The sequence below is a fragment of the Actinocrispum sp. NPDC049592 genome, assembly GCF_040675465.1.
In the GTDB taxonomy this organism is placed as follows: domain Bacteria; phylum Actinomycetota; class Actinomycetes; order Mycobacteriales; family Pseudonocardiaceae; genus Kibdelosporangium.
In genome coordinates this window covers 67,278-83,233 of the sequence record NZ_JBFAPA010000001.1, presented here as the reverse complement: position 1 = coordinate 83,233, position 15,956 = coordinate 67,278, and the positions used below count along the sequence as shown (strand labels likewise).

The window sequence follows — 15,956 nt, the reverse complement described above, 5'->3', positions numbered from 1 at the left end:
AACCAGAGCGCGAACGCTTCAAGACAGCTGGCGGCGCCCAAGGTCCGGATGACCGGGACCCAACGCCGTCAGCAGCTCTTGGACGTGGCGCGGGCTCTCTTCGCCGAGAAGGGCTTCGACGGGGCCTCGATCGAGGAGATCGCGCACCGCGCCGGGGTCAGCAAACCGGTGGTGTACGAGCACTTCGGCGGCAAGGAGGGCATCTACGCGGTGGTCGTGGACCGCGAGATGGACGAGCTGCTGACCTCGATCACGGCCTCGCTGGCCGAGGGCATGGATCCCCGGGCGCTGCTGGAACGAGCGGCCTTCGCGCTGCTGGACTACGTGGACTCGTCGACCGACGGGTTCCGCATCCTGGTCCGCGACTCGCCGGTGGCCAGCTCGACCGGGACGTTCTCCAGCCTGTTGGGTGACATCGCCAGTCACGTGGAGCACATCCTGGGCCTGCACTTCAGCAGCCGCGGCTACGACGCGAAACTAGCGGCGCTGTACGCGCAGGCCCTCGTCGGAATGGTGGCCCTGACCGGGCAGTGGTGGCTGGATGTGCGCCGGCCTCGTAAGGACGAGGTCGCGGCGCACCTGGTCAACCTGGCGTGGAACGGCTTGTCCCATCTGGAGCACAAGCCGCGTTCACGCCGCCGCTGAGGCCGGCTGCTCCTGCTTCGGCTCGGTCTGCGGCTGCTGCTCCTCGGCCTTGCGGTGCTTGGCTCCGCGGCCCCGCAGCTCGGCACTGACCTGGAACGGCTTGACTCCTGGGCGGATTGAGTGACGTGCCATTTCCCCGACTCCCCTGTGCGTATCCCTGTGTTTGAAATTTCAACTTCGAACGAGTTGCGGGGGACGCTACACCGTGGCTCCCGGACCGGACAGCGCCGCGCGGCGGCTGTTGGTGGCGGGAAAAGGCCACGGCACCAAGGAATTCCCTAGGTCCCCGACACGTTGGACGTCAGGCTGCGGCCGCAGGTTGCTCCTCGGCCGGCTGTTTCTCCGGGCGGCGGCCGCGCATCTTCTCGACACCCTTGCGGTGCTGGGCCGGTCGGCCGCGCAGCTCGGCGCTGACCTCGAAGGCCGGGAACCCTGGGCGGACGGCATGACGAGACATGACTGGTACTCCCCTGTGGACAAATCCGAACCTGTGGATAAGTTCGACTTCGAACGAACGCTGGCGACGCTACCCGAACGGCTACGCCGGCCGCACTGGTAAAAAGGGCAACGCACTGGCGCGAAAAAGTCACCGCCACAAGGGAATTACCAGTATCTGGAGACGTTACGGGTGCTCGAGTCCCGGCTACGTCACAAGTCTCGAGTGGACATCAGAACCTCGGCGGGCGCTTTTCCAGGAATGCGCGCACTCCCTCGGCATAGTCGGCACTGTGGACAGCGTCGTCGTAGAGCGCGCGGACGCTGTCGTCCTCCTGCCGCCCATCGGTGATCATGCTGATGATCCGCTTCGCGCCTGCCTGGCTGACCTGCGACCGGCTCGCGATCACCTCGGCCAGCTCCTTGGCCCGCCCGGCCAGCTCGTCCGGCGCGTGCAGCTCGTTGACCAGGCCGATCCGCAGCGCGGTGGCCGAGTCGATGATCTCGCCGGAGAACAGGATCTGCCGCGCCCAGGCCGGCCCGACCGCGTCGACCAGCTGCTTGGTGGACGTGAAGTTGTAGACGATGCCCAGCTTGGCCGGGGTGATCCCGAACCGGGCGTTGGTCGCGGCGATCCGCAGGTCACAGGCCAGCGCGATCTCGCAGCCGCCGCCGATGCAGAACCCGTTGATCACCGCGAGGGTCGGCTTGGGGAAGTCCGCGATCGCGCGTTCCGCGGCGTGTACGGCCTCGCCGTAGCGCGCGGCACCGTCGGCGCCTGACCGGAGCGTCTCGAACTCGCTGATGTCGGCGCCCGCGGAGAAGTGCTCGCCGCCGCGGATCACCAGCACCCGTGCGGTGTCCTGGACCGACGCGAGCAGGCCCGGGATGGCCGACCACATCTCGAAGCTCATCGCGTTGCGCTTGGCCGGGCGGTCGATCCTCAGCGTCGCCACCGGCCCGGTCGTCTCCACGGTCAGATGCATGCCGGTCATTGTCGGCCACGGCCACACAGTGATTGGACGTGATGTGACGCATTCTGGGCACATGCGACGGATCGGGATGTTCCTCCTCATCGGCGCGGCGGTCGCGGGGTGCTCCAGCACCTCGACCGGGCAGGTCCCGGTCCCCTCGGGTACCGCCACCACCCCGGCCAGCCAAGCGAAAGCGCCTGGCCTGAAGGTCGAGGAGGTCGCATCCGGGCTCCAGCACGGCTGGGACATCGGGTTCCTGCCGGACGGGCAGGTGCTGGTCACGCAGCGGCCCGGCAAGCTGGCGCTGTTGTCGTCGTCCAAGCCCGGCGCCACGGTCACGCAGGTGCAGGCGGATTTCTCGGACGTTCTCGTGGCCGGTGAGGGTGGCCTGCTGGGCATGGTCATCCAGCCGGACTTCAAGACCACCCGGCAGTTCATCACCTGCCAGGACCACCAGGAGAACGGCAAGGCCGTCGACATCCGGCTGGTTCGTTGGCAGCTCTCGGACGACGGCAGGTCCGCCACCAAGATCGGTCCTTTGTTGACCGGCCTGCCGGTGAACCAGAGCGGCCGGCACTCCGGCTGCCGCCCGGCGATCGCCGCTGATGGCGCCTTGTTGGTGGGCACTGGAGATACCGCCAAGCCCGCGATCTCGCAGGACCGGACGAGCCTGGGCGGCAAGGTGCTGCGGCTGAACCTGCGCGACGGCAGCCCGGCCTCGGGTAACCCGTTCCTGTCCTCAAAGAACCCGAACGAGCAACGTGTGTACACCTACGGTCACCGCAACGTCCAAGGCGTGGCGATCCGGCCGGGCAGCGGCCAGGTGATCACCGCCGAGCACGGCCCGGACAAGAACGACGAGGTCAACCTCATCCAGCCGGGGAAGAACTACGGCTGGGACCCGTCGCAGGGCGGCAGAGTCACCTCATATGACGAAGATGTGCCGATGACGGACCTGAAGCGGTTCCCGGACGCGGTGCAGGCGAAGTGGGAGTCCGGCGAGACGACCGAAGCGGTCTGCGCGGCGACGTTCTTGTCCGGAACACAATGGGGTGCTCTTGACGGCGCACTCGTTGTGACCGCGTTGAAGGGCGCGAAGGTCCTGATGATGAAGCTGGACGACAACGCGAACGTCGTCTCGGTGTCCATCCCGGCGGAGTTCAACGACAAGTTCGGCCGGCTGCGCGCGGCCCGCCAAGGCCCCGACGGCGCCCTGTACATCACGACTTCGGACGGGGACAACGACAAACTGCTGCGTGTGACACTTGGCGCATGACGTTCCCCGACGCGGTCTTCGCCGCGCTGCGCGACGAACCCGGGCGGGTCGTCGTCGAACACGAGTCCCGGCAGGTCACCACCACCGAGCTGCTCGACATGGTCGCGCGGATCGCGGGCGGCCTGCGGGCCAGAGGCGTCAAGCGGGGCACCGGGATCGCGATGGACACCTCCGTGACACCCGAGGCGATCGCGGCCTACCTGGCCGGGTATGCCCTGGGCGCGATGGTGGTCGGCATCCGGCCCGGGTTCAGCGCCAAGCAGCTGGAGCACATCCGGTCCGCCGGGGTCACCGTGATGGTCACCGACGATGAGATCAAGTCGTTGCTGGCCACGGAAAGCGAGCCGCTGCTGGTCACCTCCCGGCCCCAGGACGTGGCACGGCTGGTCTACACGAGCGGCAGCACGGGGCTGCCCAAGGGATGCGTCTTCACGTACGAGTCCATGACGCCCAGCTCGAAGTGGCGGGACGCGGCGGGACTGGCCGGGCGGATGGACCGGCACCTGGTGTTCGGCAGCCTGGCCAGCGCGGTTGTGTACGACTACATGGAGCAGGCGCTGCTGCAGGGTGGCGTCATCGTGATCGCCGACGAGCCGCGATTCCCTGCGGTGATTGAGAAGTACCGCATCACGTTCACGATCATGAACGTGCCTCGGCTGTACGCGATGCTGGACTCGTTGCGGGACAACCCGGTCGACACATCGAGCCTCAAGGGCATGCTCGTCGCGGGCTCGCCACTGGCCCCGCACCGGCTCGCCGAAGCGGTCGAACGGTTCGGCCCAGTGGTGTTCCAAGGGTACGGCCAGAGCGAGGCCGGATCGCTCACTCTGCTGACACCATCGGACATCTCATCGGGTGTTCTCCGGTCGGTCGGGCGCCCGGTGGAGGGCGTGGAGATCGACATCCGGGACGGCGAGATCTGGGTGCGGCACCCGGCGTTGATGCGGGAGTACTGGGACAACGCCGGCGAGACCGCGGCGGTGCTGGTGGACGGCTGGCTGCGGACCAGGGACATCGGTCGTCTCGATGACGGATTCCTTTATCTGACCGGACGAGCGCGTGACGTGGTGATCGTCGGCGGTTACCCGGTGTACCTCGGCCCGGTCGAAGGCGTGCTCGCCACCCACCCCGACGTCGACCAGGCCTACGTCGTCGGCAGCGCGGACGAGCAGATCCACGCCTTCGTGATCCCGGTGGCGGGCAGGGAACCCTCCGTCGAGGCACTGTCCACATTGGTCGAAACGGAGCTCGGCCCGGCGAGCGTCCCGGTGTCTTTCCGGTTCGTCGCGTCGGTCCCGATCGCCGCGAGCGGGAAGCCCGACAAACAGGCGTTACTCGGCGAGTAGTCCCAGACCGTCCACGAAAGCGGTACTCCGTTCGCCCAGCCGGGCGAAGAACTCCTCGTCGGCGCGTTCCACATCCGCCAGCGCGGGCGTGAGGACCTTGAGGCCGGGATCGGTGACGCGGATCCGGCGGACTCGTGCGTCCGCCGGATCCTCCTCCCGGGTGATGAGGCCCCGGTCGGCGAGCTTGCGCAGCACCTGACTGGTCATCATCGTGTCGGTCCCCGCCTGAGTGGCGACCGCCTGCTGGGTCGGCGGTTCGGTCCTGCCCAGCCACCACGCGGTCGCCAGCAGCACGAACTGCACGTGGGTCAGGTCGTGCGGGGCGAGCGCGGCCCGCATCGCCCGCTGCCACGCGAGCGTCACCTGCCACATCAGGAACCCGGGACTCTGCTCGGGGCCGGCCCAACGGGTTCGTGGGGTCATGCCGCAGAGGATGCCAGCTTCACCAGCGCCCGCATCGCCTCCGGTACGTCCCCGGTGACCATCGGCCCGAGCTCCGCGGCGTTCTCACCCTCGATCTCAACCCTGTGGGTGACCTTCGTGCGCCCACCGTCAACGGTCTCCACGACATGGCCGAACCGCAACACCGCACCGGGGATGGCGGTCTCGTCCGAGAAGCTCCGGCCCACCGTGACCTCGGTAAGCGTGTACGGGATCGGTGGCATGCCCTCGATCGTCATCGTCCCCCTACTTCCCGCCGCGAAGGGTCCGTCGATCGTGATGCCCACAATCGATGTGTCCCATTCAGCCCATCTGGTTACGTCTGCCCACAATGCGTACACCGCATCCGTCGACGCGTCAGTGACCTCGGAGTGCTCGTACTCGTAAGTTGTCATGTGCGCATACTATAAGCGCGCATACTAAAATGACAAGTCCCCCTTCGGTGTCACCGCGTGCACAACTGTCTACAGTGGACCGGCGAAGAGGGTGGACCCGTCGTTCGGGGCGCACCGGACCTGCTGGGGCCCTGCGGCCTTCGTCCCAGGTAGAAGTGGGCTCTGACCAGGCGATCCGAAAATTGTCAGACCCCGGACGTAAGCTGGTGGCCGATTGAAATTCGTGGGTCCGCGGACCCGCATCTGTCGGCCAAGGGGATGCCGTTGTGTCACAAGCTCCGCTAGCTGGTCTGTTGGCCGGTCTCGCAGGCGATCCTGTCACCAGGGTGGTCGCCGAGGCCGCCGGTGCGCCCGCCTACGACCTGGAGGGCCCGCCGGCGGTCCGCCCGGTGGTGGCCGCGACGCTGGCGGCGTCCTCGACGGTGCTGGCCGTGACGGCGACGGGCAGAGAGGCCGACGAGCTGACCGCCGCCCTGCGCGACATCCTCGGCCGGGATGTCGTGGCCGACTTCCCGTCCTGGGAGACGTTGCCGCACGAGCGGTTGTCGCCACGCGCGGACACGGTCGCGGAGCGGTTGTCCGTCCTGCGCCGGCTGGCCCACCCGGAGGGCGCGCCGGTCAAGGTCATCGTGTCGACCGTGCGCAGCCTGATCCAGCCGATGGCGCCGAGGCTGGGCGAGCTGGCGCCGGTGGTGCTGGTGCAGGGCGGTGAGCAGGACTTCGAGGAGCTCATCGAGCGGCTGGTCGTCCTCGCGTACACGCGTGTGGACATGGTGGAGAAGCGCGGCGAGTTCGCGGTGCGCGGCGGCATCCTGGACGTGTTCCCGCCGACCGCGGAGCATCCCTACCGCGTGGAGTTCTGGGGCGACGAGGTTAGCGAGATCCGGCCGTTCGCGGTGGCCGACCAGCGTTCGCTGCCGGTCAAGGTCAGCGAGGTGGTCGCCCCGCCGTGCCGGGAGCTGCTGCTCACCGACGAGGTCAAGCGCCGCGCCGCCGAGCTGGCCACCGACCACGCGTCGGACGCGCACCTGGCCGAGATGCTCACCAAGCTGTCCGGCGGCATCCCGGTCGAGGGCATGGAGGCGCTCATCCCGGTGCTCTGCGACGGGGAGCTGGAGCTGCTCACCGACGTGCTGCCGGACGGGTCGCACGTGCTGGTGATCGACCCGGAGAAGATCCGCACCCGCGCGCACGACCTGGTCCGCACCGGCCAGGAGTTCCTGGAGGCGTCCTGGATGGCCGCGGCCGGCGGCGGCCGCGCGCCGATCGACCTGGGCGCGAGCGCGTACCGCGAGCTGGGCGACGTGGTGACGCACGCGCGCGACACCGGCCGCCGCTGGTGGACGCTGAGCCAGCTGACCGGCGCGGAAGGCGTTGTCCCGCTGGGCATCCGGCCGGTGGAGACCTACCGCGGCGACATCCAGCGGGCGTTCGCCGACCTGCGCGCGCACACCGCGTCCGGTGGCGCGGCGGTCCTTGTCGTGCCGGGTTCCGGTACCGGTCAGCGCGCTGTCGAGCAACTGTCCGAGGTCGACGTCCCGGCCCGGTTCGCCGAGGACGGGCTGGTCGAGGCGCCGGCCAAGGGCGTGGTGACGGTCGTGCGGGGCGCGCTCGAGGACGGGTTCATCGCGCCCGGCTCGGCCCTGGTCGTGCTCACCGAGACCGACCTGACCGGCGGCCGGCACGGAACGTCCACAAGGGACATGTCGGCCAAGATGCCGTCCCGGCGCCGCAACGCCGTGGATCCGTTGGCGCTCAAGACCGGCGACTACGTGGTGCACGAGCAGCACGGCATCGGCAAGTACATCGAGATGGTGCAGCGGACCGTCGCCGGGGCCACCCGCGAGTACCTCGTCCTGGAGTACGCGTCGTCCAAGCGGGGCCAGCCCGGCGACCGGTTGTTCGTGCCGACCGACCAGCTCGACGAGGTGTCCCGGTACGTCGGCGGCGAGCTGCCGACGCTGAACAAGCTCGGCGGGTCGGACTGGAAGAACACCAAGGCCAAGGCGCGCAAGGCGGTCAAGCAGATCGCGGCCGAGCTGGTGCAGCTGTACGCGGCCCGGCAGTCCGCGCCGGGGTACGCGTTCGGGCCGGACACGCCGTGGCAGCGTGAGCTGGAGGACGCGTTCCCGTTCACCGAGACCGCCGACCAGATGGCCGCGATCGACGAGGTCAAGGCGGACATGCAGCGCGGTGTCCCGATGGACCGGGTGATCTGCGGCGATGTCGGCTACGGCAAGACCGAGATCGCGGTCCGGGCGGCGTTCAAGGCGGTGCAGGACGGCAAGCAGGTGGTCGTGCTGGTGCCGACGACCCTGCTGGCGCAGCAGCACCTGAACACGTTCGCCGAGCGGATGCGGTCGTTCCCGGTGGTGGTCAAGGGGCTGTCGCGGTTCACCGACCCGGGCGAGTCCGAGCAGGTGATCGCGGGCCTGGCGGACGGCGAGGTGGACATCGTCATCGGCACGCACCGGCTGCTGCAGACCGGGATCCGGTACAAGGACCTCGGCCTGGTGATCGTGGACGAGGAGCAGCGGTTCGGCGTCGAGCACAAGGAACACATCAAGGCCCTGCGCACGCACGTCGACGTGCTGACCATGTCGGCCACGCCGATCCCGCGCACGCTGGAGATGTCGCTGGCCGGCATCCGGGAGATGTCCACCATCCTGACCCCGCCCGAGGACCGGCACCCGATCCTCACGTATGTCGGCGGCTACGACGACAAGCAGGTCGGCGCGGCCATCCGGCGCGAGCTGCTGCGTGACGGCCAGGTGTTCTACGTGCACAACCGGGTCTCGTCGATCGAGCGCGCGGCCAAGCGGATCCGCGAGCTGGTGCCCGAGGCGCGGGTGGTGGTGGCGCACGGGCAGATGAACGAGGACCGGCTGGAGAAGATCATCCAGGGGTTCTGGGAGCGCGAGCACGACGTGCTGGTGTCCACCACGATCGTCGAGACCGGCCTGGACATCTCCAACGCCAACACGCTGATCGTCGAGCGCGGCGACATGCTCGGCCTGGCCCAGCTGCACCAGCTGCGCGGCCGGGTCGGCCGCGGGCGTGAGCGCGGGTACGCGTACTTCCTGTACCCGCCGGAGTCGCCGCTGACCGAGACCGCGCACGACCGGCTGGCCACCATCGCGCAGAACACCGAGCTGGGCGCGGGCATGGCGGTGGCCATGAAGGACCTGGAGATCCGCGGCGCGGGCAACATCCTGGGCGCGGAGCAGTCCGGGCACATCGCGGGCGTCGGCTTCGACCTCTACGTCCGGCTGGTCGGCGAGGCCGTGGAGGCGTTCCGCAAGCACGCCAGGGCCGACGCGCCCGAGGGCGAGGAGGAGCTGGCCGACGTCCGGGTGGACCTCCCGGTCGACGCGCACATCCCGCACGACTACGTGCCGGGCGAGCGGCTGCGGCTGGAGGCGTACCGCAAGATCGCCGCGGCCCGGGACGCCGCCGAGCTGAACAACGTCTGGGAGGAGCTGAAGGACCGTTACGGCTCGCCGCCGCTGCCGGTCGAGCGGCTCTTCGCCGTGGCCACCTTCCGCCACGTCTGCCGCACCCACGGGGTCACCGAGGTCACCACCCAGGGCACCTCGATCCGGTTCACCCCGCTGGACCTGCGCGACTCCCAGCTGGTCCGGTTGAAGCGGCTGTACCCCAAGGCGAACTACAAGGCGGTCACGAACACCGTGGTCGTGCCCCGGCCGACCGAGGGCCCGGCGGGTGGGCGGATCGGCGCACCCGCCTTGCGCGACCAGGATCTGCTCGACTGGTGTGGCAAGTTCCTGGAGTCCTTGGTGATCGCACCGGCCCCAGTCGGGTGACTCAGAGGCTTGTGAGAGGCTAAGTACTGTGACGACCGCCATGCGCCGATCCATCGCGTTGATCGCCGTGACCACAGTGTTCGTGGCCGGATGCAGCACCGGCCAGGGTGACCCGAAAGTGGCAGCCACCGTCGGCTCGACGACCGCGTCCACTGTCGAACAGGTGCAGCAGCGCCTGAATGACGTGCTGTCAAAGAACCCGCAGGCCCAGGAGGTGGCCAAGCAGCACAAGCTGGACCTGGTGGCCCGTGGGATCGTCACCCAGGACGTGCTGCACGTGCTGGCCGCGGCCGCGGCCAAGTCCGAGGGCATCACGGTCAACGAGAGCATGCTGCCGGCCCTGGCGCCCGCGCTCACCGGTCCGAAGGCCACCGGCGGCGACCCGTTCCTGTCGCTCGTGGACAGTGCGTTCCCGGCGAACGACCTGACCCGCGACCGGCTGATCATGGGCGAGCTGGGCCGCCGGTCGATCGGCAAGACCATCGTCACCATCGACGGCGCGGTGCTCACCGACGCCGACAAGGCGCGCAAGCTGGCCAGGGGCCTGGCGGCCAACCCGGCCGACTTCCAGAAGCTGGTCGGCGAGCTGGAGATCCCGGAGCCGATCACCGACCAGAACATCGGCGCGATCCCCGGTGAGATCCCGCCGGAGCAGATGGCCCAGGCCACCAGCCAGATCCTGGAGAACGCGGCGCTGCCGTTCATGGGCGCGCCGGAGGGCACCGTGGTGATGTGGCGGCTGCCCGACTCGCAGCAGGGCGGCTACGCGGTCGTGTACATCAAGAAGCGTGCTGCGGCCCCGGCCGGCAATGGTCTGGACCTGAGCCAGGCCGACCCGGCGCAGCTCGTCGCCGCGGGCCAGACCCAGCTGCTGGCCGACGCGTGGAAGGCCGGTGTGCAGCCGAACCAGCGCTACGGCGCCTGGGACCCGGTGCTGCTCAAGGTCATCCCGACCGAGGAGGCGGCGACCGGCAGCATGTTCCTCACCGCGAACACCGGCGCGAAGCAGCAGTGACGCCGGGCGAGAAGCTGCTGGAGGCGGTGGCGGTCATGGACCGCCTCCGCTCACCCGGCGGCTGCCCGTGGGATGCCGAGCAGACCCACGAGACGCTGCGGAAGTACCTGATCGAGGAATGCTTCGAGCTGATCGAGGCGATCGAGGACGGTGACCGCACCGCGCTGCGCGAGGAGCTCGGCGACGTGTTGCTGCAGGTCCTGTTCCACGCCCGAGTCGCCCAGGAGGACCGGGACGACCCGTTCTCCATCGACGACGTGGCCGCGATGCTCATCGACAAACTCGTGAGCCGCCACCCGCACGTCTTCGCCGGTGGCGACCCCGAGGTCCGCGACGCCTCCACCCAGCAGAAGCGCTGGGAGGAGCTCAAGCAGGACGAGAAGAAGCGCGAGTCGTCCATCGACGGCGTCCCCATGGGCGCCCCCGCGGTGGCGCTCGCCGCCAAACTCGCCCAACGCACCGCCCGCGCGAACTTCCCCGCGGACCTCCTCCCCTCCGGCGACAGCCCCGCGGAGCGGATCTTCACCCTCGCCGCCACCTCCCGCCTCAACGGCGACGAGGACATCGAGGCCGACGTCCGCTCCGTCGCCCGCAAGTTCGCCGAGGACATCCGCACCGCCGAGCGCGCCGCCCGCGACGCCGGCACCACCCCCACCACCATGACAAAAGAAGACTGGCACCGCTTCTGGCCCCGCTGACCCACACGCGGACATCGACCTCGCGGTTCCCGCGAACCCACTCGGTCTGGCCACGGTGGAGCCCGTGCTGCTCTGTGGAGACATCGCCCCGACGGCTACCGGTCCTGAGCAGGGCGCGGCTGGGTTGTCGATGCCGGGCGGTCGGTGAGCGGGTCGCGGGAACCGGAGCAGTGCGGATGACCAGCGCAGTTCCTGGCGATCAGTAGCGGGCCCACGTTGCCATGCGGGAGCGGCGGGTGAAACTGCTCGCACCTCGGTGCGGTAACCCAGATGACATGCCTGCATTGCCATGCTGCTATCTGATTCGGCGGCCGGGGGCACCCACGTCCGCAACGCGTACTGTTTCCGCTGGGTAGGTGTTCGCGTCTCGGTGTGGTGCGACCTGCGTGGTATGCCTGCATTGCCGTGCTGGCGTGATTCATCGGCCCAGGGCGGTTTCCGCTGGGTAGGTGCTCGCGCGGCGGTGCGGTGTCGGTGTGTGGGGTGCTTCCCGGGAAGCTGCTCGGGTCGGGATGAGCCTGGGCTTTCCGGTGGCAGTGTCGCTGTTGGTCCGGAGGACTGATGCCCTTTTCCTGCCATGCGGGCCTGATCCGGCGTCGGCCATCGGTCGCGATCGTGGGGATGGTGGCGGTTATTTGTGGGTTTGGTGGGGGTGGGGGGAGGTAGGTTGGGACGAGTGACTGGTTCTGCCTACTTGCGTTTTCCCCATCTGAATGGGGACTTTGTCACCTTTGCCGCCGAGGATGATGTGTGGCTGGCCCCCGTGGCGGGTGGGCGGGCCTGGCGGGTCTCCGCGGACCAGGTGCCGGTCAAGAGTCCCCGCATCTCCCCGGACGGCCAGTGGGTGGCCTGGACGTCCACGCGGGACGTGGAGCCCGAGGTGCACGTCGCTCCGGCCGAGGGTGGGCCGAGCCGGCGGTTGACGCACTGGGGCGCCGTCCGCACGTCGGTGGTGGGCTGGAACCCGGACGGCGAGATCCTCGCGGTGAGTTCGGTCGGCCAGGCGCAGTCCCGTCGCACCGTGGCCTACGCCGTGCCGCTGGATGGGACGCCTCGGCTGCTGCCGTTCGGCAAGGTCCGGGATGTCGCGTATGGACCCGGTGGCGCGGTCGTGCTGGGCTCGCGGATCTCGGTGGAACCAGCGTGGTGGAAGCGTTACCGGGGCGGCACGGCCGGGCGGCTGTGGGTCGACCGGGACGGGCAGGGCGAGTTCACCCGCATCCTCGCCGACGTGACGGCGAGCCTGGTATCGCCGATGTGGGTGGGGGAGCGGATCGCGTTCCTGTCCGATATGGACGGTGTGGGCAGCCTCTACTCGTGCCTCCCGGACGGGACGGACCTGAGGCGGCACACCGAGCAGGAGTTCTACGCGCGCAACGCGTCGACGGACGGTACCCGGGTGGTGTACCACGAGGCCGGCGACATCTGGATCCTGGACGACCTGGACTCGGCGCCGCGCATGCTGGACATCAAACTCGGCGGCGCGGGCGCCTCGAAGCAGCCGTACCCGATCTCCGCGCGATGGTCACTGGGTGACGTCGGCACTGACCACAGTGGACGGGCGAGCGTCGTGGAAGTCCGCGGCACAGTGCACTGGCTGACCCATCGGGACGGCCCGGCGCGGGCATTGGTTGCGCGCCAGGGTGTCCGGGCGCGGATGCCGCAAGTGCTGGGGACGACCGACCACGTGATCTGGGTGACCGACGTCGAGGGCGACGACTCACTCGAGGTCGTGCCCGTGCAGGGCGGCGCTCCCCGGCGGATCGGCACCGGGCAGATCGGCCGCGTGCTGGAGCTGGTCGCCGCACCCGACGGGCGGCACGTCGGCCTCACCACGCACGACGGGCGGGTCATGCTGGTCGAGGTGGAGTCCGGCGAGATCCGGACGGTGATCTCGACCAAGGACGGCGACCCCGGCGGGCTGCAGTTCTCGCCCGACTCAGGCTGGCTCGCGTGGTCGCACCCCGGGCCGGTCCCGTTGCGGCACATCAAGATGGCCGACACCACCAGCTTGTCTATTGTGGACGTTACGCCGCTGCGGTTCGACGACCACGAGCCGGTGTTCACCGCGGACGGCAAGTACCTGGCGTTCCTGTCGGCGCGCAGCTTCGACCCGCACTACGACGTGCACGTGTTCGACATGTACTTCTCAGGGGGATCGCGGCCCTATCTCGTGCCGTTGTCGGCGACGACTCCTTCGCCGTTCGCGCCGCAGTCCCAGGGGCGGCCGTTCACCGAGTCCGACGACGACAAGGAATCGGACGACGACGACACGCCCCGCGTAGCCGTTGACGTGGAAGGGCTTGCCGAGCGGGTCGTGCCGTTCCCGGTGGCGGCGGCGCGGTATTCCTCGCTGTACCCGGCCAAGGGTGGCGTGCTGTGGATGACCCGGCCGCTGTCCGGCGAACTGGGACACGACCTCGCGGAGACCGACGACAGCCCGCCCCGGCCGACGCTGGAGCGGTTCGACTTCGAGAAGCGCCGCACCGAGTCCCTTGTGGACGGTCTGGACTCGTTCTGGGTCACCGGCGACGGCAAGCGGATCGTCGTCCACGATGGACGCTCGCTGAAAGTGCTGCCGTCCGAGCACAAGGCGGACGACGACAGCTCGGACAACGTCGACATCGACCTGTCCCGGATCCGGATCACCGTCGACCCGGCGACCGAGTGGGGACAGGCATACGACGAGGCCGGCCGGTTGATGCGGGACCACTTCTGGCGCAGCGACATGGGCGGCATCAACTGGCAGGCGCAACTCGACCGCTACCGGTTCCTGGTGCCGCGACTGGGATCCTACGACGACCTGGTCGACCTGCTCTGGGAGGTCCAGGGCGAGCTCAACACCTCACACTGCTACGTCGTCGAAGCCGGTGACTCGCCGGACTCCCGCGTGCGCGTAGGTCTCCTGGGCGCGGACATCGCACCGGACGCCGAAGGCGTCTGGCGGGTGACTCGCGTCCTGCCGAGCGAGACCTCCGACCCCGACGCGCGGTCCCCGTTGCGCGCCCCCGGAGTTGGTGTGCGAGCCGGTGACGCGATCCTCGCCGTGGACGGACATCAGGTCGAACGCGAAGGTCCGGCGCCGCTTCTCGCTGGCAGCGCGGGGAAACCCGTCGAGCTGACCATCGGCCCCGCCGCGGGCGGGGCGCCGAGAAGGGTCGTTGTCGTTCCCCTGCTTGATGACACGCCGCTGCGCTACCACGCCTGGGTCGCGGACCGGCGTGCCTACGTGCATGCCCAGTCCGGCGGCAAGGTGGGGTACCTGCACGTGCCGGACATGGTCGCGGCCGGATGGGCCCAGCTGCACCGGGATCTGCGCACCGAGATGCGGCGCGACGCGCTCGTGGTCGACGTCCGGGAGAACCGCGGCGGCCACCTTTCCCAGTTGGTGGTGGAAAAGCTGGCCCGCCGCATTGTCGGCTGGCAGACCGGGCGCGACGGATATCCCGCGGAGTCCTATCCGCAGGACGCTCCCCGCGGCCCGATCGTGGCGGTCACCGACGAGTTCTCCGGCTCCGACGGCGATATCGTCGCGGGCGCGATCAAAGCCCTCGGAATCGGCCCCATTGTGGGAATGCGCACCTGGGGCGGCACGATCGGCATCGACAACCGGTACCACCTCGTCGACGGAACCCTTGTCACGCAGGCGAAATACGCCACCTGGATCCAGGGCTTCGAATGGGGTGTCGAGAACCACGGCGTCGACCCCGACGTCGAGGTCCCGCTGACACCGCAGGACGACGCCGCGGGCAACGACCCGCAACTCGACACCGCCATCCGATTGGCCCTGGCGGCGTTGACGGAGAAGCCCGCGGCTACCCCGCCTGCCCTGCCGCCGCTATGAAACCGCTATAGCCGGGTCTTGAGCAGGAAGACGCCGTAGGTGGAGAAGACCGACATCGTGAAGTAGATGTCCGGCCCGTCGTTCCACAAGGGAAGGATGTAGGGCGCGTAGAGCGACGGGTACGTCTTCGAGGTGGTGACCACCTGCGGCTCCGACCACGGGCCGGTCAGCTGGGACGCCGTGCGCAGCAGGATCAACCCGTTGGGGTCGTCCAGGTACATCATCACCCAGCGGCGGTAGTAGGAGTTCCACCGCACGGACAGCTCACCGACGTTCGGCGGCACGATGGTCGCCGCGTCCGCGCGGGACGGCGTCCAGCGGGTTCCGTTCCAGTACTCGTAGGCCGAGAAGTCCGAGAAGCGGTACGAACGCACGCGGGCCAGCTGGACACCGCCGTAGCGGCCACCGGGAATCCCGAAGAAATACTGGTGTCCAAAGGATTCGACGATGGCCACCTGGCCGAAGTTGCTGTCCGCCGGCCACATCAGGCCCGGATCCTTGGTCCAGGTCTGGCCTTGGTCGTCTGAGTAGGCCAGACCCGAGTGGTTCAGGTCCCAGTGGCCCGGCTGGCCCCAGTGCTTCACCGACATGTAGTGCAGGTACATCGTGTCGTTGACCGACGCGCCGAAGGTCGGGATGACGGTCTGCTCGTCGTTGTCGACCTTCTTGGACGCCAGTAACTCCTTGGCGTGACCGGGTTTGTCGGTCACCATGCTGGATAACACCAGGCCGCGAGCCGGCGAGTACGGCGGGGTGATCCAGCCCATGGTGTTGCTGCGCCAGTCCTCGTGCGGGACGGACCAGAAGTCGTCCGCCGCCGGCCCGCCCAGGGTGTCGCCGAACACCATGGCGATCTTCCCGCGGTGTAAGAAAGTGTGCCCCAGATCGGCACCGAACACGCCCCAGCGGGTGTCGGTGGGGTTCAAAGCGCCTTTACCGGCGGTAAGCCTGGCTATCTCCGTGACGCCGAGCTCGTCGGCGGCGAAAGCCCGTGTGGTCCCCAGTCCCAGCCCCAGAAGTGTTCCACCCGCGCCGACAAGTAAGCCTCTTCGCGTTACCACGC

The 15,956-nt window shown here is 68.9% G+C and carries 12 protein-coding genes and 1 pseudogene; 7 read left to right on the top strand and 6 right to left on the bottom strand.

What is annotated here, in order from left to right; translation table 11 throughout:
• Positions 1 to 48 precede the first annotated feature (48 nt).
• Entirely contained in the window at positions 49 to 645 is a 597-nt protein-coding gene (locus AB0J95_RS00385) for a TetR/AcrR family transcriptional regulator (protein ID WP_364753366.1), read from the top strand.
• Here AB0J95_RS00385 and AB0J95_RS00380 read toward each other — a convergent pair.
• From AB0J95_RS00380 to AB0J95_RS00370, 3 genes are all read right to left on the bottom strand, one after another.
• The gene (locus tag AB0J95_RS00380) at positions 631 to 777 is read right to left on the bottom strand and encodes a hypothetical protein (protein WP_364750213.1); all 147 of its coding nucleotides are present in this window, start codon (positions 775 to 777) and stop codon (positions 631 to 633) included. The two genes, AB0J95_RS00385 and AB0J95_RS00380, sit on opposite strands and share 15 nt — an antisense overlap.
• A 169-nt stretch (positions 778 to 946) precedes the next feature.
• Entirely contained in the window at positions 947 to 1,102 is a 156-nt protein-coding gene (locus AB0J95_RS00375; protein WP_364750211.1) for a hypothetical protein, read from the bottom strand.
• Positions 1,103 to 1,313: 211 nt separating this feature from the next.
• On the bottom strand, positions 1,314 to 2,066 hold the full coding sequence (locus AB0J95_RS00370) for an enoyl-CoA hydratase-related protein (protein ID WP_364750208.1): 753 nt from the start codon (positions 2,064 to 2,066) through the stop codon (positions 1,314 to 1,316).
• 61 nt (positions 2,067 to 2,127) lie between these two features.
• Between AB0J95_RS00370 and AB0J95_RS00365 the strand changes: the two genes are divergently transcribed.
• Both AB0J95_RS00365 and AB0J95_RS00360 read left to right on the top strand, forming a co-directional pair.
• Positions 2,128 to 3,330: a PQQ-dependent sugar dehydrogenase gene (locus tag AB0J95_RS00365; RefSeq protein WP_364750205.1), complete on the top strand. Its 1,203-nt coding sequence runs from the start codon at positions 2,128 to 2,130 to the stop codon at positions 3,328 to 3,330.
• Positions 3,327 to 4,676: a long-chain fatty acid--CoA ligase gene (locus AB0J95_RS00360; RefSeq protein ID WP_364750202.1), complete on the top strand. Its 1,350-nt coding sequence runs from the start codon at positions 3,327 to 3,329 to the stop codon at positions 4,674 to 4,676. Before AB0J95_RS00365 ends, AB0J95_RS00360 begins: the two co-directional genes overlap by 4 nt.
• Here the strand turns inward: AB0J95_RS00360 and AB0J95_RS00355 are convergent.
• Together AB0J95_RS00355 and AB0J95_RS00350 are read right to left on the bottom strand one after the other, a co-directional pair.
• On the bottom strand, positions 4,662 to 5,099 hold the full coding sequence (locus tag AB0J95_RS00355) for a MarR family transcriptional regulator (RefSeq protein ID WP_364750199.1): 438 nt from the start codon (positions 5,097 to 5,099) through the stop codon (positions 4,662 to 4,664). The two genes, AB0J95_RS00360 and AB0J95_RS00355, sit on opposite strands and share 15 nt — an antisense overlap.
• Complete coding sequence (locus AB0J95_RS00350) at positions 5,096 to 5,512, bottom strand: SRPBCC family protein (RefSeq protein WP_364750196.1); 417 nt, start codon at positions 5,510 to 5,512, stop codon at positions 5,096 to 5,098. Before AB0J95_RS00350 ends, AB0J95_RS00355 begins: the two co-directional genes overlap by 4 nt.
• Before the next feature lie 266 nt (positions 5,513 to 5,778).
• On the opposite strand from AB0J95_RS00350, the gene mfd reads away from it, so the two are divergent.
• The 4 genes and pseudogenes from mfd (at position 5,779) to AB0J95_RS00330 (ending at position 14,893) form a co-directional block, all read left to right on the top strand.
• Positions 5,779 to 9,336 (top strand): transcription-repair coupling factor, encoded by a 3,558-nt coding sequence (gene mfd, locus AB0J95_RS00345; protein WP_364750193.1) that lies wholly within the window; start codon positions 5,779 to 5,781, stop codon positions 9,334 to 9,336.
• Positions 9,337 to 9,376: 40 nt separating this feature from the next.
• Positions 9,377 to 10,351 carry a hypothetical protein gene (locus AB0J95_RS00340; RefSeq protein WP_364750190.1) on the top strand — a complete coding sequence of 325 codons (975 nt, stop codon included), beginning with the start codon at positions 9,377 to 9,379 and terminating at the stop codon, positions 10,349 to 10,351.
• Positions 10,352 to 10,365: 14 nt separating this feature from the next.
• A pseudogene (locus AB0J95_RS00335) lies at positions 10,366 to 11,049 on the top strand (MazG family protein); the annotation flags it as partial.
• Positions 11,050 to 11,812: 763 nt separating this feature from the next.
• Complete coding sequence (locus AB0J95_RS00330; RefSeq protein ID WP_364750188.1) at positions 11,813 to 14,893, top strand: S41 family peptidase; 3,081 nt, start codon at positions 11,813 to 11,815, stop codon at positions 14,891 to 14,893.
• Positions 14,894 to 14,898: 5 nt separating this feature from the next.
• Here the strand turns inward: AB0J95_RS00330 and AB0J95_RS00325 are convergent, their stop codons facing one another.
• A complete protein-coding gene (locus AB0J95_RS00325) occupies positions 14,899 to 15,954 on the bottom strand; it encodes a DUF4185 domain-containing protein (RefSeq protein WP_364750186.1) in 1,056 nt (351 codons plus the stop codon).
• Positions 15,955 to 15,956: the final 2 nt, after the last annotated feature.